Source organism: Rhodococcus jostii NBRC 16295 (assembly GCF_001894825.1).
Classification (GTDB): domain Bacteria; phylum Actinomycetota; class Actinomycetes; order Mycobacteriales; family Mycobacteriaceae; genus Rhodococcus_F; species Rhodococcus_F jostii.
The window spans coordinates 158,574-181,637 of sequence record NZ_BCWY01000011.1 but is presented as its reverse complement, the minus strand read 5'-3'; the positions used below and the strand labels follow the sequence as shown (position 1 = coordinate 181,637).

Annotated in this window: 23 protein-coding genes, 1 pseudogene and 1 riboswitch; of the genes and pseudogenes, 11 read left to right on the top strand and 13 right to left on the bottom strand. The window is 67.3% G+C overall.

Translation table 11 applies throughout. The features are described 5' to 3' along the window. The first annotated feature begins 192 nt into the window (after positions 1-192). Positions 193-420 carry a hypothetical protein gene (locus RJ1_RS10630; protein WP_240319971.1) on the top strand — a complete coding sequence of 76 codons (228 nt, stop codon included), beginning with the start codon at positions 193-195 and terminating at the stop codon, positions 418-420. Positions 421-422: 2 nt separating this feature from the next. Continuing rightward, positions 423-938: a YbaB/EbfC family nucleoid-associated protein gene (locus RJ1_RS47595; RefSeq protein WP_240319970.1), complete on the top strand. Its 516-nt coding sequence runs from the start codon at positions 423-425 to the stop codon at positions 936-938. A 3-nt stretch (positions 939-941) separates the two neighbouring features. Here RJ1_RS47595 and RJ1_RS47590 read toward each other — a convergent pair whose 3' ends face one another. Together RJ1_RS47590 and RJ1_RS47585 are read right to left on the bottom strand one after the other, a co-directional pair. After that, positions 942-1,367, bottom strand: a complete 426-nt coding sequence (locus RJ1_RS47590) for a M23 family metallopeptidase (protein ID WP_240319969.1) — start codon at positions 1,365-1,367, stop codon at positions 942-944. A gap of 66 nt (positions 1,368-1,433) precedes the next feature. Beyond that, on the bottom strand, positions 1,434-2,240 hold the full coding sequence (locus RJ1_RS47585; protein ID WP_240319968.1) for a hypothetical protein: 807 nt from the start codon (positions 2,238-2,240) through the stop codon (positions 1,434-1,436). A 178-nt stretch (positions 2,241-2,418) separates the two neighbouring features. Between RJ1_RS47585 and RJ1_RS10615 the strand changes: the two genes are divergently transcribed. Further along, positions 2,419-3,666 carry a SatS C-terminal domain-containing protein gene (locus RJ1_RS10615; RefSeq protein ID WP_073359888.1) on the top strand — a complete coding sequence of 416 codons (1,248 nt, stop codon included), beginning with the start codon at positions 2,419-2,421 and terminating at the stop codon, positions 3,664-3,666. Between the two features lie 19 nt (positions 3,667-3,685). Here RJ1_RS10615 and RJ1_RS10610 read toward each other — a convergent pair whose 3' ends face one another. The 3 genes from RJ1_RS10610 to RJ1_RS10600 are packed head-to-tail and all read right to left on the bottom strand — an operon-like array spanning position 3,686 to position 6,473. After that, positions 3,686-4,771, bottom strand: coding sequence for an adenosine deaminase (locus tag RJ1_RS10610; protein ID WP_073359887.1), 1,086 nt, complete (start codon positions 4,769-4,771; stop codon positions 3,686-3,688). Between the two features lie 9 nt (positions 4,772-4,780). Then, positions 4,781-6,076, bottom strand: coding sequence for a thymidine phosphorylase (locus RJ1_RS10605; protein ID WP_073359886.1), 1,296 nt, complete (start codon positions 6,074-6,076; stop codon positions 4,781-4,783). Then, positions 6,069-6,473, bottom strand: a complete 405-nt coding sequence (locus RJ1_RS10600) for a cytidine deaminase (RefSeq protein WP_073359885.1) — start codon at positions 6,471-6,473, stop codon at positions 6,069-6,071. Before RJ1_RS10600 ends, RJ1_RS10605 begins: the two co-directional genes overlap by 8 nt. Before the next feature lie 255 nt (positions 6,474-6,728). Between RJ1_RS10600 and sdhC the strand changes: the two genes are divergently transcribed. The 6 genes from sdhC (at position 6,729) to RJ1_RS10570 (ending at position 12,676) form a co-directional block, all read left to right on the top strand. Next, positions 6,729-7,133 carry a succinate dehydrogenase, cytochrome b556 subunit gene (sdhC, locus tag RJ1_RS10595; RefSeq protein WP_005239889.1) on the top strand — a complete coding sequence of 135 codons (405 nt, stop codon included), beginning with the start codon at positions 6,729-6,731 and terminating at the stop codon, positions 7,131-7,133. A gap of 1 nt (position 7,134) precedes the next feature. Continuing rightward, positions 7,135-7,578: a succinate dehydrogenase hydrophobic membrane anchor subunit gene (locus tag RJ1_RS10590; protein ID WP_005239887.1), complete on the top strand. Its 444-nt coding sequence runs from the start codon at positions 7,135-7,137 to the stop codon at positions 7,576-7,578. A 15-nt stretch (positions 7,579-7,593) separates the two neighbouring features. Further along, positions 7,594-9,345, top strand: coding sequence for a succinate dehydrogenase flavoprotein subunit (gene sdhA / locus RJ1_RS10585; RefSeq protein ID WP_073359884.1), 1,752 nt, complete (start codon positions 7,594-7,596; stop codon positions 9,343-9,345). Next, entirely contained in the window at positions 9,345-10,124 is a 780-nt protein-coding gene (locus tag RJ1_RS10580; RefSeq protein ID WP_073359883.1) for a succinate dehydrogenase iron-sulfur subunit, read from the top strand. Before sdhA ends, RJ1_RS10580 begins: the two co-directional genes overlap by 1 nt. A 154-nt stretch (positions 10,125-10,278) precedes the next feature. Further along, positions 10,279-11,274, top strand: coding sequence for a malate dehydrogenase (locus tag RJ1_RS10575; RefSeq protein ID WP_073359882.1), 996 nt, complete (start codon positions 10,279-10,281; stop codon positions 11,272-11,274). Positions 11,275-11,395: 121 nt separating this feature from the next. Then, positions 11,396-12,676 (top strand): D-alanyl-D-alanine carboxypeptidase family protein, encoded by a 1,281-nt coding sequence (locus RJ1_RS10570; RefSeq protein ID WP_073359897.1) that lies wholly within the window; start codon positions 11,396-11,398, stop codon positions 12,674-12,676. Positions 12,677-12,691: 15 nt separating this feature from the next. Here the strand turns inward: RJ1_RS10570 and yhjD are convergent, their stop codons facing one another. The 5 genes from yhjD to RJ1_RS10545 all read right to left on the bottom strand — a co-directional run bounded on the left by yhjD (position 12,692) and on the right by RJ1_RS10545 (position 18,310). Beyond that, positions 12,692-13,723, bottom strand: coding sequence for an inner membrane protein YhjD (gene yhjD, locus RJ1_RS10565; protein ID WP_073359881.1), 1,032 nt, complete (start codon positions 13,721-13,723; stop codon positions 12,692-12,694). Further along, positions 13,720-14,754: a tryptophan--tRNA ligase gene (gene trpS, locus RJ1_RS10560; protein ID WP_073359880.1), complete on the bottom strand. Its 1,035-nt coding sequence runs from the start codon at positions 14,752-14,754 to the stop codon at positions 13,720-13,722. Before trpS ends, yhjD begins: the two co-directional genes overlap by 4 nt. Before the next feature lie 52 nt (positions 14,755-14,806). Continuing rightward, positions 14,807-15,613, bottom strand: coding sequence for an exodeoxyribonuclease III (locus tag RJ1_RS10555; RefSeq protein WP_073359896.1), 807 nt, complete (start codon positions 15,611-15,613; stop codon positions 14,807-14,809). Between the two features lie 35 nt (positions 15,614-15,648). Further along, positions 15,649-16,872, bottom strand: a complete 1,224-nt coding sequence (locus tag RJ1_RS10550) for an MFS transporter (protein WP_174694962.1) — start codon at positions 16,870-16,872, stop codon at positions 15,649-15,651. Between the two features lie 214 nt (positions 16,873-17,086). Next, positions 17,087-18,310, bottom strand: a complete 1,224-nt coding sequence (locus RJ1_RS10545) for an NADP-dependent isocitrate dehydrogenase (RefSeq protein ID WP_073359879.1) — start codon at positions 18,308-18,310, stop codon at positions 17,087-17,089. 275 nt (positions 18,311-18,585) lie between these two features. Further along, positions 18,586-18,706: riboswitch (SAM riboswitch) on the top strand. A 114-nt stretch (positions 18,707-18,820) separates the two neighbouring features. Here RJ1_RS10545 and RJ1_RS10540 point away from each other — a divergent pair. Both RJ1_RS10540 and metX read left to right on the top strand, forming a co-directional pair. Then, positions 18,821-20,107, top strand: a pseudogene (locus RJ1_RS10540) (bifunctional o-acetylhomoserine/o-acetylserine sulfhydrylase); the annotation flags it as partial. Then, entirely contained in the window at positions 20,104-21,228 is a 1,125-nt protein-coding gene (gene metX, locus RJ1_RS10535) for a homoserine O-acetyltransferase MetX (protein ID WP_073359877.1), read from the top strand. The pseudogene RJ1_RS10540 and the gene metX, both read left to right, overlap by 4 nt. Before the next feature lie 31 nt (positions 21,229-21,259). On the opposite strand, the gene RJ1_RS10530 is transcribed toward metX, so the two are convergent. From RJ1_RS10530 to RJ1_RS10520, 3 genes are read right to left on the bottom strand one after another with little or no spacing between them, the layout of a single operon-like run. Beyond that, positions 21,260-21,544, bottom strand: a complete 285-nt coding sequence (locus RJ1_RS10530) for a DUF3017 domain-containing protein (protein ID WP_073359876.1) — start codon at positions 21,542-21,544, stop codon at positions 21,260-21,262. Between the two features lies 1 nt (position 21,545). Beyond that, the gene (locus RJ1_RS10525) at positions 21,546-22,406 is read right to left on the bottom strand and encodes a bifunctional methylenetetrahydrofolate dehydrogenase/methenyltetrahydrofolate cyclohydrolase (RefSeq protein ID WP_174694961.1); all 861 of its coding nucleotides are present in this window, start codon (positions 22,404-22,406) and stop codon (positions 21,546-21,548) included. 33 nt (positions 22,407-22,439) lie between these two features. Continuing rightward, positions 22,440-23,045, bottom strand: coding sequence for a pentapeptide repeat-containing protein (locus tag RJ1_RS10520; RefSeq protein WP_073359874.1), 606 nt, complete (start codon positions 23,043-23,045; stop codon positions 22,440-22,442). Between the last annotated feature and the right edge of the window lie 19 nt (positions 23,046-23,064).

Here is a 23,064-nt window from a genome sequence, read left to right as displayed (position 1 = left end):
AACCCAGACACTAGCCACACACTCCGACAAAACCAGATCAGCTCACCCGGACCTCAAGGACCGGGTTTGCGCCGAAAGACTCACGGATCAAATCCAACTGAGGGATGACGATGAACGACTTGAGGCGGATACCGCGAGTATCGCCGAGTTCGCCGCCACGGCCGCAACCCATGACAGCGGAGATGCAAGGCGGTGGGTCTCGGAGCAGCTGCCGCAGGACCGCTCCTTGGGCCGGTCCTCGGGGTGATCGGTGGCGACTTCGCCACCGCGCACGCCGCACACCTCGCGTCCATCGAGAAGCTGTTGGGCGTGCTCGGCGGAATCAGCAGCACCGCCCGCGCGAACGCCGCCACGTACGAGGGCACCGAGGCAGCCACCACGGACGCGCTCGGCGCGGACGCCGTCGGGCTGGAGGCCTGACCGTGATCACAATCGATCTCCCCACCCGCTCGATCATCGATCTGCTCGGGGTGTTCGGCAGACGTTCTCCCCGCAGGGCGGCCTGGCCGACCCGCGCGGACGTGGCCGCCGCGTCCCCGCAGGGCGGCCTGGCCGACCCGCGCGGACGTGGCCGCCGCGCAGGTGATCGAGGACGGGGAAGAACCCGCCCCGACGAGTTGGATGTGACCACTGTGAGCGAACACGACATGGATGCCGTCGTCGGGCGTGCCACCGAACAGCTGAACCTGCACGAGGACGCCCTCGCCGGGCTACGGGCGGTCACGGCGCGCGCGTCGAGCGAGTCCGATCAGGTCACCGCCGAAGTCGACGGGAACGGGACCTTGACCGGTCTCTGGATGGACGATTCCATCTCGTCGCTCGACGCGTGCACCCTCGCGGCGATGATCACGAGCACGACGCAGGAGGCGGCCCGGCTCGCCGCCGAGCAGCGCATCCAGGTCATGACGACGCTGCAGGACGGGTTCGGGAAGGTGTGATTCTCAGCGGGCGAAGCCGACGACCGTCTGGCTGAGCGGCATCTCGTCGGTGCGGGGTTGGGGACTGGGCAGATACGTGACGTCCTCGAGCGTCGCGTGTCCGGCCAGGTCGAACGCATCGAACTCGAACGGCACGCTCTCGGCCAGCGCGGGGTTCGTGTTGTCCATCAGATGAAAGTGCAGGTGCGGCGCCGTCGACTGGCCGCTGTTGCCGAGTTGGGCCAGCACCGTCCCCTTCTCGACGTCGTCGCCCGCCTTCACCGAGATACTGCCCGGCACGAAGTGGCCGTCGAACGCGTACACACCGTTCCCGAGGTCGAGCGCGACGTGATTGCCGGTCGCCTCGGTGAGGTTGCGCTCCGGCTGCGGCTCCCCGATCACGTTCTCCTCCTGGCCGTCGAGAACCGAGACGACCTCCGCGTCCGCCACCGTGAGGACGTCGGCCCGGTACCCGACGTAGTTCTCCTTGGTGTTGTCGCCCCGGTATGCGAACCCCTACCGGTCGACTCCCAGGAAGTCGATCGCATACCGCTCGAAGTTCAGCAGGCGTCCGTCGACCGACCAGACGCCGCGGCGGTGATGGGTGTTGTCGGCGCAGCAGCCTTCCATCGCGGCCCACCCGTCTCCGCGGAGCGGCGGGCCGATCACCGGGACCGTCCCGTCGAAGACCGGCACGCTCACCGACGTGTCGAGGGTGGCCGGCAAAGGCCCACCGGATTCGTCGACCATGCCGGCGAGGCCGGGGATCGGCTGATCCGGCGGCGGTGTCCCCAGCGCACGAACCGAGACCGTCGCCTGTACGCCGGCCGGAATCGGAGTGGCGTCGTCCATGGCGACGTCGACGAAGAAGACTCCGAGCTGGGCCGGCTGCAGGCGGTCGGTGGGGGTCGCGTTATCGCCCACGAGGTTCATGTTCGCCGCGACCGCCTCGCCCGCGTAGGTCGCGAGGACGCTGTCCGGTCGATCGGCCACGTCGATCTCCACGTGTTGCACGAGCAGTGGAACGGGTGCGGTGTTCGTCACGTGGACCTCGAACGTCAGATGGTTCCGGTCGTCCGTCGCCGCGACGGGGGACGGCGCGAACGGGATCGACAGCGCGACGGGTGAGGGGCCCTCGAGCTGAGCGGTCGACGGCAGCCGTTCGGCACTCGACCATTCAGTGCCCCAGTCGGGTGAATCTGCGGCGGAGTCGTCCGACGAGCCGCACGCGACGGTCGTCACGCACATCCCGAGTACTGCGATCGCGGCGACGAACGAACGTCGCCGTCGGGGACTTCGGGTCACATCGCCGATCCGGAACATGCAGCCTCCTCGAACGACTCGACGCACACTGGACGTCGTGGTAAGGCCGGGGTGCGCGGCGTCAGGCCCGTTTGGCCGACGACGTCTCGGCTGCCGCGACTCGGCGTGACGGTCCTGGGAAACGGTCCGCAGACAGCCCGGGTATAACTTTGGCCGCGGGGTCGATAGGCTTCGCGCCATGGCTGGAGATATCGTCCCGATCGAACTCGGTCTCACCGACGGCGACCTCGTGACACTGTGGGCACCACGGTGGCGTGAGGGCGACGACGAGTGGGAAGCATTCCTGGGTCACGAGGAAGACCTCTACGGATTCGAATCAGTGGCAGAACTGGCTGCCTTCATCCGTACGAATACCGACAACGATCTCGTCGAGCACCCCGCCTGGGGCGTGGTGTCCGGGCTCTCCGCCGCCGAACTCGAGCCCGACGAGAACTTCTGCTTCGATCTGATTGGTGTGCCGGAGCTGGCGGCGAGCGACCCCGAGGCTCTCGTGGTGAGCGAACTCGAAGACACGCTCAACATGGTGCGCAACATCGGTGAGGTCTGCGAACTGGACGCGGTCACCAAGTTCTTCAACGCGAACCCCATCCTGGGGGCGCTCCCCGCAGGCGCCAGCGCATTCGAGGGTCGCGAGGGCGAGGAACTGTGGGCGCAGATCGGCACCGCCATCGCGAAGGGCTGGGATGACGTCCTCGACGCCGTCGACAACATCGTCGCCATCCCCGAGGTGGACGCCGAGGCGGTAGCCGTCGCCGAGGCCGAGCTGGTGGCCGCCGACGAGAACACCGTCGACGTGGACGACGTCGCCGAGGAGGCCGAGGAGGACGAGGAGTTTGTCCCACTCGATCTGGGGACCGCGGACGGCGAGGAGGAAGACGACTCGTTCTGGGGTGCGGTGGGGGTCGACCCCGTCAAGATCATCACGTCAGGGGAGACGTACTTCACGCTCCGCTGCTACTTGGACGACGACGCGATCTTCCTCGGTCGCGACGGCACGATCTTCGTCTTCACGTCGGAACGCGCGCTGGCCCGGTACCTCGCCGACAACCACGAGCACGCTCTCGCCCAGGTCAGCACGTACGAGGAGATCCAGGTGGCGGCCGTCGACGGGTCGCTCGAGGTCGAGGTCACGGACGAGAACGTCTACGTCCTGCCGGGCCTCGCCGACGACCTGGCCGCCGGGCCGGAATCCGTCGACGCGGACCAGCTCGATCTGGCTGTCGAGTTGTTCACCGACGCAGCCGATTTCGCGGACGACGATTCGGTGGACACCGCACTCGCCTCGTCCGAGCCGCTGGGCTGGTACGTCTCGTTCGTGCTCAACCCGGATCCGACGCGCATGGCGCCCAGCGCACCCTTCGACGCCGAGGCCACGGCGTGGCGGACGCTCGAGCGGGAGTTCGAGGCGCGCCTGCGGAAGGTGTGAGCGCCCGACCTCGGGCCACTCAGCCCACCAGCACGGCGAATCCCGGCTTGATCACCTCGTCGATCAACTGCAGTCGCTGATCGAACGGGATGAAGGCCGACTTCATCGCGTTGATGGTGTAGCGCTCGAGGTCCGTCCAGCCGTAACCGAACGTCTCGACCAGTCGGAGCATCTCCTGGCTCATGCTCGTGTCGCTCATGAGCCGGTTGTCGGTGTTGACGGTGACCCGGAACCGCAGTCGGGCGAGCAGGTCGAACGGATGGTTCTCGAGTGCGTCCACCGCCCCGGTCTGGACGTTGGAGCTGGGACACAGCTCGAGGGGAATCCTCTTGTCCCGCACATAGTTCGCGAGCGTGCCCAGCACCGGGACGCCGTCGGGGCCGATCGTGATGTCGTCGGTGATCCGGACGCCGTGCCCCAGCCGGTCGGTTCCGCAGAACGCGATGGCCTCGTGAATGGACGGCAGCCCGAACGCCTCACCTGCGTGAATGGTGAAGTGCGCATTGCTGCCGCGCATGTACTCGAAGGCGTCGAGGTGACGGCTCGGCGGATTGCCGGCCTCGGCGCCGGCGATGTCGAACCCGACGACACCGCGGTCCCGGAACCGGATCGCCAGTTCCGCGATCTCCCGGGACCGCGCCGCGTGCCGCATCGCCGTGAGCAGGACCCCGATCCGGATGTTCTGACCGCGCACCTCGGCCGCGGACTCACCGGCCTCGAATCCGAGCAGGACCTGCTCCACCACCTCGTCCAGGGTCAGCCCCTCCTCGAGGTGCTGCTCCGGTGCGAAGCGGATCTCGGCGTAAACGACGCCGTCGTCGGCGAGGTCCTCGGCGCACTCACGGGCCACGCGTTCGAGCCCGACCGGCGTCTGCATGACGGCGACGGTGTGCGCGAACGTCTCGAGGTATCTCTCGAGCGAACCGCTGTCGGCGGCCTCCCGGAACCACGTGGCGAGCGCGGGCGCCGTGTCGGCGGGCAGCGCGTCGTAGCCGCAGTCGCGGGCAAGTTCCAGGACCGTCTCGGGCCGGAGACCTCCGTCGAGATGGTCGTGCAGCAACACCTTCGGCGCTCGGCGCAGGGCCGACAGATCCAGTGCGGTCATGCGTCGACGTTAGCCTGAGGGATCCTCGATTCGCTCGATGACGAGCGGCGCGGTGACCGACGGCGCGTCGGCCACCACGGTCCAGGCTTCGGAAAGTGCGGCTTTCGCCGCGGCGAACCGTTCGGGCGTGTCGGTGTGGAGCGTGACGAGCGGGGTTCCCACCGACACCGTCTCCCCCGGCTTCGCGTGCAGTTCGATGCCCGCCCCCGCCTGCACCGGTTCGCCCTGCCGGGCGCGACCCGCGCCGAGCCGCCACGCGGCGAGTCCGACCGCCATGGCGTCGAGACCGCACACCACGCCGTCCGACTCGGAGAGCAGCACCTCGGTGTGCCGGGCCGTCGGCAGCGGGGCGTAGGGGTCGCCGCCCTGGGCGGTGATCATCTTCCGCCAGCGATCCATGGCCGAGCCGTCGCGAAGTTTGTCCGCCGGGTCGACGCCGTCGATTCCGGCCGCTTTCAACATTTCTCGTGCCAGCGCGAGAGTCAGTTCGACGACGTCGGACGGACCGCCGCCGGCCAGCACCTCCAGCGATTCCCGCACCTCCAGCGCGTTGCCCGCGGTGTGACCTAGTGGTGCGTCCATGGCCGTGAGCAACGCCATCGTCCGTACTCCTGCGTCGCTCCCTAGGTCGACCATCGTCTGCGCGAGTTCCCGCGCGTCGTCGAGCTTCTTCATGAACGCGCCCGATCCGACCTTGACGTCCAGCACGAGCGCGCCGGTGCCCTCGGCGATCTTCTTGCTCATGATCGAGCTGGCGATCAGGGGAATCGACTCGACCGTCCCGGTGACGTCGCGGAGGGCGTACAGTCGCCGGTCCGCGGGTGCCAGATCGGCGCCGGCGGCGCAGACGACGGCCCCGACGGCGGGGTCGGACAGGATCTCGGCCATCTCGGACGTGTCGAGGTCGGCGCGCCAGCCCGGGATCGACTCGAGCTTGTCGAGGGTTCCGCCGGTGTGACCGAGCCCGCGCCCCGACAGTTGCGGCACGGCGGCGCCGCACGCGGCGACCAGCGGGGCGAGCGGGAGCGTGATCTTGTCGCCCACACCGCCCGTCGAGTGTTTGTCGACGGTGGGGCGGCCGAGATGGGTGAAGTCGAGGCGGCGTCCGGACGAGATCATCGCCGTGGTCCAGCGGCTCACCTCCTCACGGGTCATCCCGCGGAAGTAGATCGCCATGGCCAGTGCCGACATCTGCTCGTCGGCCACGACGCCTCGGGTGAATGCCTCGACCACCCAGTCGATCTCTGCACCGGACAGTTCTCTGCCGTCCCGTTTGGCGGCGATGATCGACGAGGCGTCATGCATGGCTGATTCTCCCCTTCTCCTCCGGACCGAACGCGTCCGGCAGCAACTGTTCCAGTGGTCGCACGCCGGCCCGGTGGTCGACGAGCAGTCCGGGTCCGCCGTGCTCGAAGAGAATCTGCCGGCAGCGTCCGCACGGCATGAGTATGTCGCCACTCGCGTCACAGCAGGTGAAGGCGATTAATCGGCCCCCGCCGCTCGCAAATAAGTTACCGACCAGTACGCACTCGGCGCAGAGCCCCAATCCGTATGAGACATTTTCCACATTGCATCCGACGACGATTCGTCCATCGTCGACGAGCGCCGCCGCGCCCACCGCGAATCCGGAGTAGGGCGCGTAGGCCTGCTCCATCACCTCACGCGCGTTGGCGCGCAACAGTTTCCAATCGATCTCGACCATGGTTCCCCATCCAATCACGTGGGCTGAATGGATGCAGAGATTCGCCCGCGACGGCCCAATCCGCATTGGAGAGGCAAACCTAACTTCAATTGCGGGGGCGGTACGAACCCCGACTCGAATTAGTTCCCCCGTTTCCGTTGGGTTTAGAGTTCAGAGAAGTCGGTTCAGGATCACGTCGGGTCCCTAGTTGTGGTATGTCCGCAACGCTGCGCAGACTCGACACGTCCACCAATGACGTTGGAGGCACAGCACTCGATGAGTACTACGACTGAAGCCGCTCCGGCCAAGGAGCGCACACGGTCGCTTTACCGGGGCGACCCCGGAATGTGGTCCTGGGTATTGCACCGGATCACAGGCGTAATGACGTTCTTCTTCCTATTCGTGCACGTGCTGGATACCGCGCTGGTGCGTGTGAATCCCGACACGTACGACAGTGTCATCGAGACCTACAAGAACCCGATCGTCGGGCTCATGGAGCTCGCTCTCGTCGCCGCCGTGCTGTACCACGCACTGAACGGCGTCCGGGTGATGCTGGTGGATTTCTGGTCCAAGGGACCGCAGTACCAGCGCCTGATGCTCTGGGTAATCCTCGCGATCTGGTTCCTGGTGATGATCCCGGGCGCCGGCCGCATCTTCTACAACATGTTTGCGGGGCACTGACATGACGACAGAAGCCAAGAGTCTCGGCAAGACCTACGACCGTCCCGCCAGCCTGGACAACCCGCGCTCTCCGCGCCGGACCTCGAAGAACAACTTCGAGCTGTACGCCTGGCTGTTCATGCGGTTCTCCGGACTCGCACTGATCTTCCTCGTGCTCGGCCACCTCTTCATCATGCTGATGCTCGACGACGGCGTGCACCGCATCAACTTCGCGTTCGTCGCAGGCCGCTGGTCCAGCCCGTTCTGGCAGTTCTGGGACCTCACCATGCTGTGGCTTGCCCAGCTGCACGGCGGCAACGGCCTCCGCACGGTCATCGCGGACTACTCCCGCAAGGACTCCACGCGCTTCTGGCTGACCACGATCCTCGTTCTCTCGATGATCCTGATCATGGGCCTCGGCACGTACGTCATCTTCACCTTCGACCCCAATATCTCGGCGAGCTAGGGGAGCACAGACTTCATGCAGGAACACCGTTATGACGTGGTCATCGTCGGTGCCGGCGGCGCCGGCATGCGCGCAGCGATCGAGGCCGGTCCCCGCGCCCGCACCGCAGTACTGACCAAGCTCTACCCCACCCGCAGCCACACCGGCGCGGCCCAGGGCGGCATGTGCGCCGCACTGGCGAACGTGGAGGAAGACAACTGGGAGTGGCACACCTTCGACACGGTCAAGGGCGGCGACTACCTCGCCGACCAGGACGCCGTCGAGATCATGGCCAAGGAGGCCATCGACGCGGTGCTCGACCTCGAGAAGATGGGTCTGCCGTTCAACCGCACGCCCGAGGGCAAGATCGACCAGCGTCGTTTCGGTGGTCACACCCGCGATCACGGTAAGGCCCCCGTGCGCCGCGCATGTTATGCCGCGGACCGCACCGGCCACATGATCCTGCAGACCCTCTACCAGAACTGCGTCAAGCACGACGTCGAGTTCTTCAACGAGTTCTACGCTCTCGACATCGCGATCACCGAGACGGAGAACGGCCCGGTCGCCACCGGCGTCATCGCCTACGAGCTGGCCACCGGCGAGATCCACGTCTTCCACGCGAAGTCCATCGTGTTCGCCACCGGCGGCTCGGGACGCATGTACAAGACGACGTCGAACGCGCACACCCTCACCGGTGACGGCATGGGCATCATCTTCCGCAAGGGCCTTCCGCTGGAGGACATGGAGTTCCACCAGTTCCATCCCACAGGCCTGGCCGGGCTCGGCATCCTCATCTCCGAGGCCGTGCGCGGTGAGGGCGGCATCCTCCGCAACGCCGACGGCGAACGGTTCATGGAGCGCTACGCCCCCACCATCAAGGACCTCGCACCCCGTGACATCGTCGCGCGGTCGATGGTGCTCGAGGTGCTCGAGGGACGCGGCGCGGGACCGAACAAGGACTACGTCTACATCGACGTGACCCACATCCCCGAGGAAGTCCTCGACGAGAAGCTCCCCGACATCATGGAGTTCTCCCGCACCTACCTCGGTGTGGACCCGGTCAAGGAACCCGTGCCGGTGTACCCGACCTGCCACTACGTCATGGGCGGCATCCCCACCAAGATCAACGGTGAGGTGCTGCGCAACAACGACGAGATCGTCCAGGGCCTGTACGCCGCCGGCGAGTGCGCCTGCGTCTCCGTCCACGGCGCGAACCGTCTCGGCACCAACTCGCTGCTCGACATCAACGTCTTCGGACGCCGCGCCGGCATCGCCGCCGCCGAGCACGCCAACAACAGCGAGTTCGTCGACATGCCCGAGACGCCCGAGAAGATGGTCGACGAGTGGATGGCCACCATCCTCTCCGACCACGGTCACGAGCGTGTCGCGGACATCCGCAGCGAGCTGCAGCAGTCGATGGACAACAACGCTTCGGTGTTCCGTACCGAAGAGCGCCTCACCCAGGCACTCAAGGACGTGCGCGCCCTCAAGGAGCGCTACAACCACATCACGGTGCAGGACAAGGGCAAGCGCTACAACAGCGACCTGCTCGAGGCCGTCGAGCTCGGCTTCCTCCTCGAAATGGCGGAGGTCACCGTCGTCGGTGCGCTGAACCGCAAGGAATCGCGTGGCGGCCACGCCCGTGAGGACTTCCCGGACCGCAACGACGCCGAGTACATGAAGCACACGATGGCATACAAGGAGGGCGACGGCCTGCTCTCCGACATCCGTCTCGACTACAAGCCGGTAGTCCAGACCCGTTACGAGCCGATGGAGCGTAAGTACTGATGAGCGCACCTGCAGTCGACAAGAGCGAGAACAAGGCGGACCTTCCTCCCGTTCCTGAGGGCGCCGTCATGGTCACCCTCAAGATCGCGCGGATGAACCCGGAGTCCGGCGAGGGTCAGCACTGGGACAGCTTCCAGGTGCCGGCGCTGCCGACGGACCGCATGCTGAACCTGCTGCTGTACGTGAAGGGCTACCTCGACGGCACGCTCACGTTCCGCCGCAGCTGCGCCCACGGCGTGTGCGGTTCGGACGCGATGCGGATCAACGGCGTCAACCGTCTGGCCTGCAAGCTCCTCATGAAGGACATGCTGTCCAAGGACGGCAAGCCGGTCACGATCACCGTCGAGCCCATCAAGGGCCTGCCGGTGGAGAAGGACCTCGTCGTCGACATGGAGCCCTTCTTCGACGCGTTCCGCGCCGTGAAGCCGTTCCTCATCACCACCGGCAACGAGCCCACCCGTGAGCGCATCCAGTCGCAGCACGACCGTGCACGTTTCGACGACACCACCAAGTGCATCCTGTGTGCGTGCTGCACCACGTCGTGCCCCGTGTACTGGAGCGACGGCAGCTACTTCGGTCCCGCTGCCATCGTCAACGCGCACCGCTTCATCTTCGACAGCCGTGACGAGGGTGCGTCGGAGCGTCTCGACATCCTCAACGACAAGGACGGTGTCTGGCGCTGCCGGACCACGTTCAACTGCACCGACGCCTGCCCTCGTGGCATCCAGGTGACGAAGGCGATCCAGGAAGTCAAGCGCGCGCTGCTGTTCGCACGCTGAGTCCGATCCCCGAGCACGATTCAGGGCGCCCCCGACCACATCCGGTCGGGGGCGCCCTGCGTCGTGCTCGAGCTCCCTGTCCGAGCCGCTCCACGGTGAAATCTCCGCGCTAGTGTCGAGAACAGATGCTCCCGACGGACAGTGAGGTTCACACATGGCGCAGTCGCCTACTCCCGCAGTGGTCACGGTCACCGGAGCGGCAGGCAGCATCGGCTACGCGGCGCTCTTCCGGATCGCGGCGGGCGAGATGCTCGGCCCCGAAACCCCGATTCGACTGCGGCTCTTGGAGATTCCGTCCGCCGTTGCCGCGGCCGAGGGTACCGCGATGGAGCTCGACGACAGCGCCTTCCCCCTGCTCCGCGATGTCGAGGTCCACGACGACCCGAAGCATGGCTTCGACGGCACCGACGTGGCGCTCCTCATCGGATCGCGGCCCCGGTCCAAGGGCATGGAGCGCGGCGACCTGCTCGCCGCGAACGGGCAGATCTTCACCGTGCAGGGTCGCGCGATCAACCAGGTTGCGGCCGACGGAGTCCGGGTGCTGGTCGTCGGCAACCCGGCCAACTCCAACGCGCTCGTGGCCGCGGACAACGCGCCCGACGTGCCCGCGGAACGGTTCACGGCGCTGACCCGGCTCGACCACAACCGCGCGATCGCCCAGCTGGCGAGGCACTCCGGCGCCGCGGTGAACGACATCAGCCGCGTCGCGATCTGGGGCAACCACTCGAGCACCCAGTACCCCGACATCTTCCATGCGAGGGTGGGAAGCCGGTCCGGCGCCGAGTTCGCCGCGGACCGCGAATGGCTCACCGGCGACTTCATTCCCACGGTCGCGAACCGGGGCAGCGCGATCATCGAGGCTCGGGGCGCATCGTCCGCGGCCTCCGCCGCCAACGCGGCGATCGACCACGTGCACGACTGGGTGCTCGGTACCCCCGCGGACGACTGGACGTCCGTGGCGCTGCCCTCCACCGGCGCGTACGGAGTGCCGGACGGACTCGTGTGCTCCTTCCCGGTCCGCTCGGTCGACGGGGCCTGGCAGATCGTGGAGGGGCTGGAGATCGACGACTTCTCGCAGAAGCGGATCGACGCGTCGGTGGCCGAACTCGAATCCGAACGCGACGCCGTCCGGGGCATGGGTTTCATCTGACACCGGGCCGCCCGTGGCCCGAAATGGTGCGGCGACGTCACGAATGCGTGTCGACACAGCGTCCGTTTTCGGAACCGGCTGGGCCATCGCATACGCTGCCTTCTCGATGATGTGGCGTCGAGTGTGTACCGCGGTCGTGTCCGGAACCCTGTTGGCCGGACTCTCGGTGAGCGCTGCGGGTGCGATCCCGCCTGCGGTCCCCTCCTCCCCGACCTCGGCGCCGTTCACGACCCCGAACACCGACGACTGCCCGCACCGGTCGGCTCCGGCGCCCGCGATCGACCTGTCCGAGGTGCCGCAGCCGGGTGATCCGACGCCGACCGCCGTGTCCGTGCCCGACGAGCCGGTGGGCGGGCCGAAGCTCGCCGAATGCGGAGTGACCCTGCCCGACGGCGCGCCTGCCCTGCCCGACGACATCGCGGCGTCCGGCTGGGTGGTGGCCGACATCGACAGCGGCGACGTGCTCGCGGCCAAGGACCCGCACGGCCGGTACCGCCCGGCCAGCACCATCAAGATGCTGCTCGCGCTCGTCGCGCTCGACGAGCTGGATCTCGACAAGACCGTCACCGCCACCGCCGAGGACGCCGCCGTGGAGGGCAGCGCGGTCGGGATAGGCAAGAACGGTCAGTACACGAACCGGCAGCTGATGCAGGGCCTGGTGATGGCATCGGGGAACGACGCCGCCCATCTCCTCGCCCGGCAACTCGGCGGCGACACCGCGACCGTCGAGAAGATGAACCACCTCGCCGACACCCTCGGTGCTCACGACACGAGGACCGCGACCCCGTCCGGACTCGACGGTCCCGGCATGAGCAGCTCGCCGTTCGACCTCGCGCTCATCTTCCACACCGCGATGAAGAACCCGACGTTCGCGGAGCTGATCTCCACGGAGACGGTCCAGTTCCCGGGGTTCCCGAAGGATCCCGCGATCCCGGAAGACCAGGACCGGCCCCCGTTCGCACTCGCCAACGACAATCAGCTGCTCTACAACTACGAGGGCGCGCTGGGCGGCAAGACCGGATTCACCGACGACGCCCGCCACACGTACGTCGGCGGCGCCGATCACGGCGGTCGCCGGCTGATGGTGACGCTGATGGGAGCCGAGGCCCAGCCGATCCGGCCGTGGGAACAGGCGGCACGACTGCTCGACTACGGTTTCGCCCTCGACCGCGACACACGGGTGGGTTCACTCGAGGACCTGCACCCGGCCGAGGACGGTTCCGCCGCGGTGCTTGCCGCACCGCCGCAACAGGATTCGGCCGCCGCGACGAGTTCCGTCGTCGCCTCCGGTTCCGACCACCCCGACAACACGCTGGCGCTGCGGGCGGGTGTGGGGTTAGTCGGGGCGGCCGTGGTCCTCGTGCTGGTGCTCTGCGCACGCCGGCTGTCCCGGCGGCGCTGACGGGCGTTGCTCGGCTCAGTGCTTGTTGCGGGTGAACAGTCCGGACAACCCGAGCGCGGCGAGGGCGCCCACCCCGACCAGGGCGAGTCCCCCGCGCACCCCCGGACCCTCGTGCACCTCGATCCGCGGCGCAATGACGGCCGGATCCGGCGGTGGCACGAAGGCGAGTGCGAGGCTTGCCCTGGTAGTCGCGGCCCACGCCGTCGAGAACAGCAGCATCCGGCAGGTCAGGTAGATGAACACGAGCAGGCCGATGATCGGGCCGAACGCCACGCCGGCGGGACCCGCGGTGACCGCCGACAGGTAGATGGCACCGACCTGCTTGAAGATCTCGAACACCACGGCCGCGAGCAGCGCCGCCTTGAGCGCGCTACGGAACGTCACAGGCTCCCGGGGCAGTCGGGCGATCACCCAGGCGAACACCGCCCACGTCGCGATCAGCGACACCACGGCCGACAGTGCGCGTAACCCGGCGTCGATGCCGGGCACCTCGTCGAGGTTGAGCACCTCGACCACCGTCCGGGCCACCGGACCGCTGCTCAGCGCGGAGGATCCGAGTGAGACCACCATCGCCAGACCCAGCCCGAGCAGTGCGGCGGCGTCGCCCAGCTTGGTCCGCACGAATCCCTGCGACTCGTGCTGGCTCTCCCACATCGCCGTGAGCGCATCGCGTAGATTCGCCATCCACCCCAGGCCCGCGTAGGCGGCACCGAGCAGGCCGAGTACGCCCACGCTGGCGCGGGACGCGATCGCCGAATCGACCACGGTGTTGAGCGTGTCCCCGAGACTTCCGGGAACGTTCTTGGTGATGGCGTCCTGCAGGTCCTGCAGCAATTCCGGCTGCCCGGCGAGCACGAAACCAGCGATGGCGAACGCCACCATCAGGATCGGAATCAACGCGAGCACACTGAAATACGTGATACCCGCCGCGTAATAGTCACCCTTTTGCTGCTGGTACCGCTGGGCGGCCCGCATCAGATGGTCGAACCAGGGGCGCGCTGCCCGCTGCCTGTCGAGAAAACTCGGTTCGTCAGCCACAGTGCTCATCCCTTCGGTGTCAGGAAACCTACCTTCTCGTACACGGCCGCCAGCGTCTGCGACGACACTTCACGGGCGCGGTGCGCGCCGGCCGCGATGACCCGGTCGAGCTCGGCCTCGTCCGAGAGGTAACCCTCTACTTTCGCTTTCAACGGTGTCACGAATTCGGCGAGTACGTCAGCCGTATCGGTTTTCAGATCGCCGTACCCCTTGCCCTCGTAACCGGCCACCAGCGTCTCGACCGGGGTGCCGGACAGCGCCGACTGGATGGTGAGCAGGTTGCTCACGCCGGGCTTGGCCTGCGGGTCGTAGCGGATCTCGCGCTCGTTGTCGGTGACCGCGGACTTGATCTTCTTCGCCGACACATTAGGGTCGTCGAGAAGATTGATCAGGCCGGCCGGGCTGGGACCGGATTTGCTCATCTTCGACGTCGGATCCTGCAGGTCGTAGATCTTGGCGGTGCCCTTGATGATCTGGGCCTCGGGGATCACGAACGCCTTGCCGAACCGGGTGTTGAATCGCTGCGCGAGATCGCGGGCCAGTTCGAGGTGCTGACGCTGGTCCTCGCCGACGGGGACCCGCTGCGGGCGGTAGAGCAGGATGTCGGCGGCCATCAGCACCGGGTATGTGAACAGCCCGACGCTCGCGTTCTCACTGCCCGACTTCGCCGACTTGTCCTTGAACTGGGTCATGCGGCTGGCCTCACCGAAACCGGTGATGCAGTTGAGAACCCACGCCAGCTGCGCGTGCTCGGGCACCTGGCTCTGGACGAACAGCGTGGCGCGGTCGGGGTCGATGCCGAGCGCCAGCAACTGCGCCGCCGCGATCTTCGTGCGGCGACGCAGCTCCTTCGGGTCCTGCGCCACCGTGATCGCGTGGAGGTCCGGGATGAAGTAGAACGCGTCGAAGTCCTCCTGCAGAGGCACCCATTGCTGCAGAGCACCCAGGAAGTTGCCGAGGTGGAACGAGTCGGCGGTGGGCTGGATGCCGGAGAGCACCCGCGGTTTCGCGGTCGGTTTCTGAGCTGCAGGGGTCGACATGAGTATTGATCTTTTCACGTGTGCCGTGACGACACGAATCAGATACCGCCCGTTACCGGTACTGGACGGTGACCGGCGCGTGATCGGACCACCGCTGGTCGTAGGTTTCGGCGCGCTCGACGACGGCCTGCTTGGCGCGCTCCGCCAGTTCCCGGGTGGCGATCTGGTAGTCGATGCGCCAGCCGGAGTCGTTGTCGAACGCCTTCCCGCGGTACGACCACCACGAATACGGCCCGGCCACGTCGGGTTCGAGCAGGCGAACCACGTCGGTCCAGTGCGCGTCCTCCGTGAAGAGCGCCGACATCCACTCCCGCTCGTGGGGCAGGAAGCCCGAGTTCTTCTTGTTCGTCTTCCAGTTCTTGAGGTCGAGTTCGGTGTGGGCGATGTTCCAGTCGCCGCAGACCACGACGTGCCGCCCCGCCGCGACGGCGGTGCGTGCGGTGTCGGTGAGGTACCGGGCGAAGGAGTCCATGAACCGCTCCTTCTCCTCCTGCCGGGGTGTCTGGGCCTCGCCGGAGGGCAGGTACAGACTCGCCACGGTCAGGTCGTCGAAGTCGGCCTCGATGTAACGACCGGCGGCCGCGAACTCCTCGTCACCGTGGCCCACCCGGAACACGTCGGCCGGCTTCCGGGACAGGATCGCGACGCCGTTGCGCCCCTTCGACGACGGTTCCGCGGACACCAGGCTCCATCCGCTCTCCAGGGCGGGTGCGAGGGTCTCGGCCAGTTGCTCGTCGGACGCCCGCGTCTCCTGCAGGCAGACGACGTCTGCCTCCGTGCGCTCGATCCACTCGGTGAGCCCCTTGCGGGCGGCCGCGCGGATGCCGTTGACATTGACGGTGGTGATGATGTGTGGCACGGCAAGCACCGTAGCGGACGGGTGCGACAGCGCGGTCACCCAGACGAACGGGTACCGCGGCGCTCCATCGCGACCGCCACGGTGAGAACCACGAGACCCGCGACGGCGAGCAGTGCGCCGACTGCGGCGGGAGCGGTGTAGCCGTAGCCGGCCGCGATCACGACACCGCCGATCCACGCGCCGAACGCGTTCGCGATGTTGAGGGCCGCGTGGTTGAGCGAGGCGGCGAGGGTCTGCGCGTCGGCGGCTACGTCCATCAGCCGGGTCTGCAGTCCGGGCACCATCGACGCTCCCGCCGCACCGACGAAGAACACCAGCAGCAGCGCCGTGTACGGGTTGTGCGACGCGATCACGAAGATCCCGAGCAGCACGCCGAGGGCCGTCATCGCGGCGAACAGGCCGGGAATCAGCGCCCTGTCGGCGAGCCGTCCACCGATCACGTTGCCCGCGACCATCCCCAGCCCGTAGATCATCAGGGCCAGCGGCACCAGCGACCGCGACAGCCCGGCGACGTCGGTGAGGGTCGTGCTGATGTACGTGTAGACGGCGAACATGCCACCGAAGCCGACCATGCCGATGATCAGCGTCATCCACACCTGCGGGCGGCGCAGTGCGCCGAGTTCGGTGAGGGGGTTCGTCATCCGCATGGCGGCGAGCGCGGGCACCCACGCCCAGATCGCACCCAGCGTCACCACACCGATCACCGCTACGAGGGCGAAGGCGCTGCGCCAGCCGAGGTTCTGGCCGAGCCACGACGCGACCGGCACCCCGACGACGTTGGCCACCGACAGTCCCATCATGACGAGCGCGACGGCCCTGGCCCGCCTGCCGCGCTCCGCGAGATGCGCGGCCACGAGTGCCGCGACGCCGAAGTAGGCGCCGTGCGGGAGACCCGCGACGAACCGTGCGGCCATCAGCACCCCGTAGCCGGGTGCGAACACGGTCGCGGCGTTGCCGATCGTGAACGCCGCCATCAATGCGATCAGCAGTGTCTTGCGGGGCACCCGCGCGGTCAGGGCCGCGATGAGCGGCGCACCGACGACCACACCCATCGCGTACGCCGAGATGACGTGTCCGGCGGTGGGCTCGGTGATGCCGAGGCTCGACGCCATCTCGGGTAACAGCCCCATCGCCACGAACTCGGTGGTGCCGATCCCGAAGCCGCCGAGCGCGAGCGCGATCATGGCGAGCGTGCGGACGGACGGATGCTGCGCGACCACACCGAGGTGCTCGGGGCGGACAGGGGTGGAAGTGCTCACAGACAAAACTTTCGACTAGGCAGAACTACGACTACGCGGCGCACGGCGCCTCGTTGCGCAACGACCCACACCGAAATTCTCTTCCCGGAATTCCGCTTCTCGCGCTGCGAACGACCGTGAGATGACTCACCCGCGATCCCGCAGACGCGGAACGGGACGCCCCCGATGTAGGGAGCGTCCCGTTCCGTACTGCCGTAGTGCTACAGCGCGGTGGCTACTGCTCGGCGATCGCCTTCTGGAGGTTGATGTCCAGCGTGCCGAGGAATTCCTCGGTGGTGAGGTAGCCCTGGTCGCCGCCGACCAGCATCGCGAGGTCCTTGGTCATCTGGCCACCCTCGACGGTCTTGATGACCACGTCTTCGAGGTTCTGGGCGAAGCCGATGACGTCGGGGGTGTTGTCCAGCTTGCCGCGGTGTTCGAGTCCACGGGTCCACGCGAAGATCGACGCGATGGGGTTGGTGGACGTCGGCTTGCCCTGCTGGTGCTGACGGAAGTGACGCGTCACGGTGCCGTGTGCGGCCTCGGCCTCACACGTCTTTCCGTCCGGGGTCAGCAGCACGGAGGTCATCAGGCCCAGCGAACCGAAGCCCTGCGCGACGGTGTCGGACTGGACGTCGCCGTCGTAGTTCTTGCAGGCCCAGACGTAGCCGCCCTCCCACTTGAGCGCCGACGCGACCATGTCGTCGATGAGGCGGTGCTCGTAGGTGAGGCCTGCCGCGTCGAACTCCGACTTGAACTCGGTCTCGTAGACGTGCTGGAAGATGTCCTTGAACGCGCCGTCGTACGCCTTGAGGATCGTGTTCTTCGTCGACAGGTACACCGGGTAGTTCTGCTGCAGGCCGTAGTTGAGCGAGGCGCGCGCAAAGTCTTCGATGGACTTGGTGAAGTTGTACTGCCCCTGGACGACGCCGCCGCCCTCGGGGAAGTTCACGAGCTCGTGCTCGATCGGCTCACTGCCGTCCTCGGGTGTGTAGGTGATCATCACCTTGCCGGGACCGGGAACCTTGAAGTCGGTGGCGCGGTACTGGTCGCCGAAGGCGTGACGGCCGATGATGATCGGCTTGGTCCAGCCCGGAACCAGTCGCGGAACGTTGGAGATGATGATCGGCGCGCGGAAGATCGTGCCACCGAGGATGTTGCGGATGGTGCCGTTGGGCGACCGCCACATCTTCTTGAGGCCGAACTCCTCGACGCGTGCCTCGTCCGGGGTGATGGTCGCGCACTTGACGCCGACGCCGTGCTTCTTGATGGCGTTGGCCGCGTCGATGGTCACCTGGTCGTCGGTCTCGTCCCGGTACTCGATGCTGAGGTCGTAGTACTCGAGGTTCACATCCAGGTAGGGATGGATCAGTTTGTCTTTGATGAACTGCCAGATAATGCGCGTCATCTCGTCGCCGTCGAGTTCGACGACGGTGCCCTCAACCTTGATTTTGGACATGGGTGCTTCGCGTCCTCCTAGGAAGTTTCCCTGGTTACACGGTTGCGGGCGCACTTCGTGAGTGGGTCCGCGAACGGTTCGCTTATCAAACGTAGACGGTCGAGGCGGCCGCTGGGGAGACCGCACCTAAACAAGACAAGCGTACTGCTATGCGCGAACCTCGCAACATGTGGGGCCGTGGAACCCGTTCCTACTCGCGGGTAACTTTTCCCTGCTAGCGGGCCTGATCGGTGCCGTTTCCGGTCGTTCCACCCCAGCCGCTAAGATTCACCACAGGTCATGAGTGCCAGCAACGAGCCCCGGCTAGCTGGCCGGCAACCCTCCACCGCGGTGGGGTGCCCCGGGTGATGACCTGGTTCCCTGATTCATACAACAGTCGGGTGACAAGCGCGGGTCCGACATCGGAGGTTCATGATGTGTTGTTGTTGTCGTAGATAGACCCCAGACAAGCCCTGCGCGCGAACGAACCAGCTCGTCGTCCGCGCCTCGTCAGAACACTGGAGTAGACAGCACATGACCGAGAACTGGTCGTTCGAAACCAAGCAGATCCACGCCGGGCAGACGTCCGACGCGACCACCAAGGCGCGGGCGCTGCCGATCTACCAGACCACCTCGTACACGTTCGACAGCACCGATCACGCTGCCGCCCTGTTCGGTCTGGCCGAGCCGGGCAACATCTACACCCGGATCATGAACCCCACGCAGGACGCGGTCGAGCAGCGCATCGCCGCCCTCGAGGGCGGCGTCGCCGCCCTCCTCCTGTCCTCGGGTCAGGCCGCCGAGACGTTCGCGATCCTGAATCTCGCCCAGGCGGGCGACCACATCGTCTCCAGCCCGCGGCTGTACGGCGGCACCTACAACCTCTTCCACTACACGCTGCCCAAGCTCGGCATCGAGGTCTCGTTCGTCGAAGACCCCGACAACCTCGAGCAGTGGCGCAGCGCGGTCCGCGACAACACGAAGGCGTTCTACGGCGAGACCATCTCCAATCCGCGGAACGACATCCTCGACCTGCCCGGCATCTCCGGGATCGCGCACCAGCACGGGATCCCGCTGATCGTCGACAACACGGTCGCCACCCCCTACCTGATCCGCCCGTTCGAGCACGGCGCCGACATCGTGGTGCACTCCGCCACCAAGTACCTCGGCGGCCACGGCACGGCGATCGCCGGGGTCATCGTCGACGGCGGCACGTTCGACTGGACCCAGGGCCGGCACCCGGGCTTCACCACTCCGGACCCGAGTTACCACGGCGTCGTCTTCGCGGACCTCGGTGCACCGGCCTACGCGCTGAAGGCGCGTGTGCAGTTGCTGCGCGACCTCGGGTCGGCGATCTCCCCGTTCAACGCGTTCCTCATCTCGCAGGGCATCGAGACCCTCAGCCTGCGGATGGAACGGCACGTGTCGAACGCGACCGCCGTCGCCGAGTACCTCGAGGCGCGGCCGGAGGTCGTGTCCGTCGGATACGCCGGGCTCGCGTCCTCCCCCTGGCACGACCGGGCGAAGCAGATCGCGCCGAGGGGGGCGGGCGCCATCGTGACGTTCGAACTCGCCGGCGGCATCGAGGCGGGCAAGAAGTTCGTCAACGCGCTGACTCTGCACAGCCACGTCGCGAACATCGGCGACGTGCGCTCGCTGGTGATCCACCCGGCGTCCACCACACACGCCCAGTTGTCCCCCGAGGAGCAGGCCGCGAGCGGCGTCACTCCCGGGCTCGTCCGCCTGGCTGTCGGCATCGAAGGGATCGACGACATCATCGCCGATATCGAAACCGGAATTACGGCGGCGGCGTCTTGACCGTGAGCGCAATACAGAACCTGCCCGTGGCGGACGGACGTCTCGGCACCCTCGACATCGGACCGCTCGAGCTCGAGAGCGGGGAGGTCATCCCGTCGGTGACGCTCGCCGTCCAGCGGTGGGGTGAACTGTCCCCGAACCGGGACAACGTGGTCCTCGTCGAGCATGCCCTCACCGGCGACTCCCACGTCACCGGACCCGTCACCGACGAACACCCCTCCCCCGGATGGTGGACGGGAATGGTCGGGCCGGGCGCCCCCATCGACACCGACGAGTGGTGCGTCGTCGCCACCAACGTCCTCGGTGGCTGCCGCGGCTCCACCGGTCCCGGTTCGATCGCCGAGGACGGTCGCCCGTGGGGCAGCCGCTTCCCGGAGATCTCCATCCGCGACCAGGTCGCCGCCGAGAAGAAGTTCACCGACCTCCTGGGCATCGACAAGCTGGCGTCCGTCGTCGGCGGTTCGATGGGCGGGATGCGCGCACTCGAGTGGGCCGTCACGTACCCGGACCAGATCGCGGCGGCGCTCGTACTCGCCGTCGGTGCCCGCGCGACCGCCGACCAGATCGGCACGCAGACCACCCAGATCGAGGCCATCACCAGCGACCCCGACTGGCAGGGCGGCGACTACCACGGCACCGGCCGGATCCCCCGCACCGGACTGGGCATCGCCCGCCGGATCGCGCACCTCACGTACCGCAGCGAGAGCGAACTCGACTCCCGGTTCGCGAACTCTCCGCAGGACAGCGAGGATCCGTGGCGCGGCGGACGGTACGCCGTCGAGAGTTACCTCCAGCACCAGGCGGACAAGCTGGTCGGCAGGTTCGATCCGGGGACCTACGTGCTGCTGTCGGAGGCCATGAACCGGCACGACGTGGGCCGCGGACGCGGCGGTATCGCCGCCGCGCTGGCCACGATCACCGCCCCCGTCATCGTCGGCGGAGTCGACTCCGATCGCCTCTACCCGATCCGCCTGCAGGAGGATCTGGCCGACGACATCCCCACCTGCGACGGTCTGCGGGTACTCAACTCGAGGGACGGCCACGACGGGTTCCTCACCGAGGCCGCCGCCGTCGCGAAGCTGCTGTCCGAGACGATGCAACTGGCACGCGCCGGGCGCTGACCCCGGCGCCGGGCGACGCCCGCTCGGACCGCTAGTCGGTTCCGAGCGGGTCGATCGACACGGCCAGCCACACGATCGCGCCACCGACGGCCACGAGTGCCCCCACGTCGAAAGGCTTGCTGCGCACCGCGAGCAGTCCGACACGCTCCGACGGCATCGTCAACCGGAAGACCGCCGCCAGCAGGGTGGCGACGCCGAACACGAACGCTCCTCGCCGCCACCGGTCCGCGAGCACGAACACGACGGCCACGGCGATGACGACGAGGACTGCCAGCATCGGCAGGTTCTTCTTCGCGAACTGCCCCCAGTCGGCCATCTCAGCCGAGAGACGCTGCGACACGCTCGGCCCGCTCCACGACGTTGGTCAGCAGGAAGGCGCGGGTGAGCGGTCCGACACCACCGGGGTTCGGGGACAGGAAACCGGCGACCTCCGCGACGTCCGCCGCCACGTCGCCGCGCAGTCCGTCCTCGGTGCGGCTCACGCCCACGTCGAGTACCGCCGCGCCGGGCTTGACCATGTCGGCGGTCACCAGCCCGGGAACGCCTGCCGCCGCGATCACGATGTCGGCGCGCCGGACCTCGGCTCCGAGGTCCCGGGTCCGGGTGTGGCAGAGGGTGACGGTGGCGTTCTCACTGCGCCGGGTGAACAGCAGACCGATCGGGCGGCCCACGGTGACACCGCGACCGACGACGACCACGTGCGCCCCCTCGATCGGGACCTCGTACCGGCGCAGGAGGTGCAGGATGCCGCGCGGCGTGCACGGCAGCGGCGCCTCCTTACCGAGCACCAGCCGGCCCAGGTTGACCGGGTGCAGGCCGTCGGCGTCCTTGTCGGGATCGATGCGCTCGAGGGCGGCGTTCTCGTCGAGTTGCATCGGCAGCGGCAACTGCACGATGTACCCGGTGCAGTCCGGGTTCGCGTTGAGCTCGTCGATGGTGGCGTCGAGCTTCTCCTGCGTGATGTCGCCGGGCAGGTCGCGGCGGATCGACGTGATCCCGACCTTGGCGCAGTCGTTGTGCTTGCCGCGCACGTAGGCGGCCGACCCCGGGTCGTCCCCCACCAGAACGGTGCCGAGACCGGGCGTGATGCCCTTGTCCTTCAGGGCGCTCACCCGCACCTTCAGGTCTTCGAAAATCTCGTCGCGGGTCGCCTTGCCATCGAGGATCGTTGCAGTCACGTGCCCCATTCTCTCAGGTTCGCCATACGCGCGTCAGGTCGGTTCCACCACGAGGCCATTGGCCGTCGCGTAGGCGATGGCCTGGGTGAGTTCGATCTGCGTCTTGTCCAGCGAGGCGGCCGTCCACAGGTTCGCGTCGACGAGGGCGCCGCGCAGGTCGGCGCCGTCGAGTTTCACGCCGCCGGTGCGGGCTCCGAGCAGATCCGCCGACCGGAGCACGGCCCGGCTCAGGTCGGTGCGGACGAGGTTGGCTTCCCGGAACCGGCAGTCCGTGAAATCCAGTCCGCGCAGGTCGGCGCCGCCCAGCGACGCGAGCGTGAAGTCGCATTCGTCGAACACCATCGGGCGCAGCCGGCAGTGGTCGAACTCGGATCCGAGGAAGCTGCAGTTACGGAACTCGCTGTGCCACAGCGTCGTTCTCGTGAACGAACAGGACCGGAACGCCGTGCCCACGTGATGAGACTCGGCGAGGTCGGCTCCGGTGAAATCGCAGTCGGTGAAGATCACCGACTCGGTGCGCAGTTCGCTCAGGTCGGCGTCGCGGAAAGTGCATTTCGTGTAGTGCCGTCGCTGCCAGTTCTGCGCGGGGAGTCGTGCGTCGCCGAAGTCCTCACCCACCACCTCTTCTACCGGATCCATGCGTCCATCATGCCGTCTC

Excerpts from the sequence above, each read along its gene's own strand:
- RJ1_RS47585 (WP_240319968.1), bottom strand. The coding sequence starts at position 2,240 with ATGTTCCGGATCGGCGATGTGACCCGAAGTCCCCGACGGCGACGTTCG.
- RJ1_RS10615 (WP_073359888.1), top strand. The coding sequence starts at position 2,419 with ATGGCTGGAGATATCGTCCCGATCGAACTCGGTCTCACCGACGGCGAC.
- RJ1_RS10610 (WP_073359887.1), bottom strand. The coding sequence starts at position 4,771 with ATGACCGCACTGGATCTGTCGGCCCTGCGCCGAGCGCCGAAGGTGTTG.
- RJ1_RS10605 (WP_073359886.1), bottom strand. The coding sequence starts at position 6,076 with ATGCATGACGCCTCGTCGATCATCGCCGCCAAACGGGACGGCAGAGAA.
- RJ1_RS10600 (WP_073359885.1), bottom strand. The coding sequence starts at position 6,473 with ATGGTCGAGATCGATTGGAAACTGTTGCGCGCCAACGCGCGTGAGGTG.
- sdhC (WP_005239889.1), top strand. The coding sequence starts at position 6,729 with ATGAGTACTACGACTGAAGCCGCTCCGGCCAAGGAGCGCACACGGTCG.
- RJ1_RS10590 (WP_005239887.1), top strand. The coding sequence starts at position 7,135 with ATGACGACAGAAGCCAAGAGTCTCGGCAAGACCTACGACCGTCCCGCC.
- sdhA (WP_073359884.1), top strand. The coding sequence starts at position 7,594 with ATGCAGGAACACCGTTATGACGTGGTCATCGTCGGTGCCGGCGGCGCC.
- RJ1_RS10580 (WP_073359883.1), top strand. The coding sequence starts at position 9,345 with ATGAGCGCACCTGCAGTCGACAAGAGCGAGAACAAGGCGGACCTTCCT.
- RJ1_RS10575 (WP_073359882.1), top strand. The coding sequence starts at position 10,279 with ATGGCGCAGTCGCCTACTCCCGCAGTGGTCACGGTCACCGGAGCGGCA.
- yhjD (WP_073359881.1), bottom strand. The coding sequence starts at position 13,723 with ATGAGCACTGTGGCTGACGAACCGAGTTTTCTCGACAGGCAGCGGGCA.
- trpS (WP_073359880.1), bottom strand. The coding sequence starts at position 14,754 with ATGTCGACCCCTGCAGCTCAGAAACCGACCGCGAAACCGCGGGTGCTC.
- RJ1_RS10545 (WP_073359879.1), bottom strand. The coding sequence starts at position 18,310 with ATGTCCAAAATCAAGGTTGAGGGCACCGTCGTCGAACTCGACGGCGAC.
- RJ1_RS10530 (WP_073359876.1), bottom strand. The coding sequence starts at position 21,544 with ATGGCCGACTGGGGGCAGTTCGCGAAGAAGAACCTGCCGATGCTGGCA.
- RJ1_RS10520 (WP_073359874.1), bottom strand. The coding sequence starts at position 23,045 with ATGGATCCGGTAGAAGAGGTGGTGGGTGAGGACTTCGGCGACGCACGA.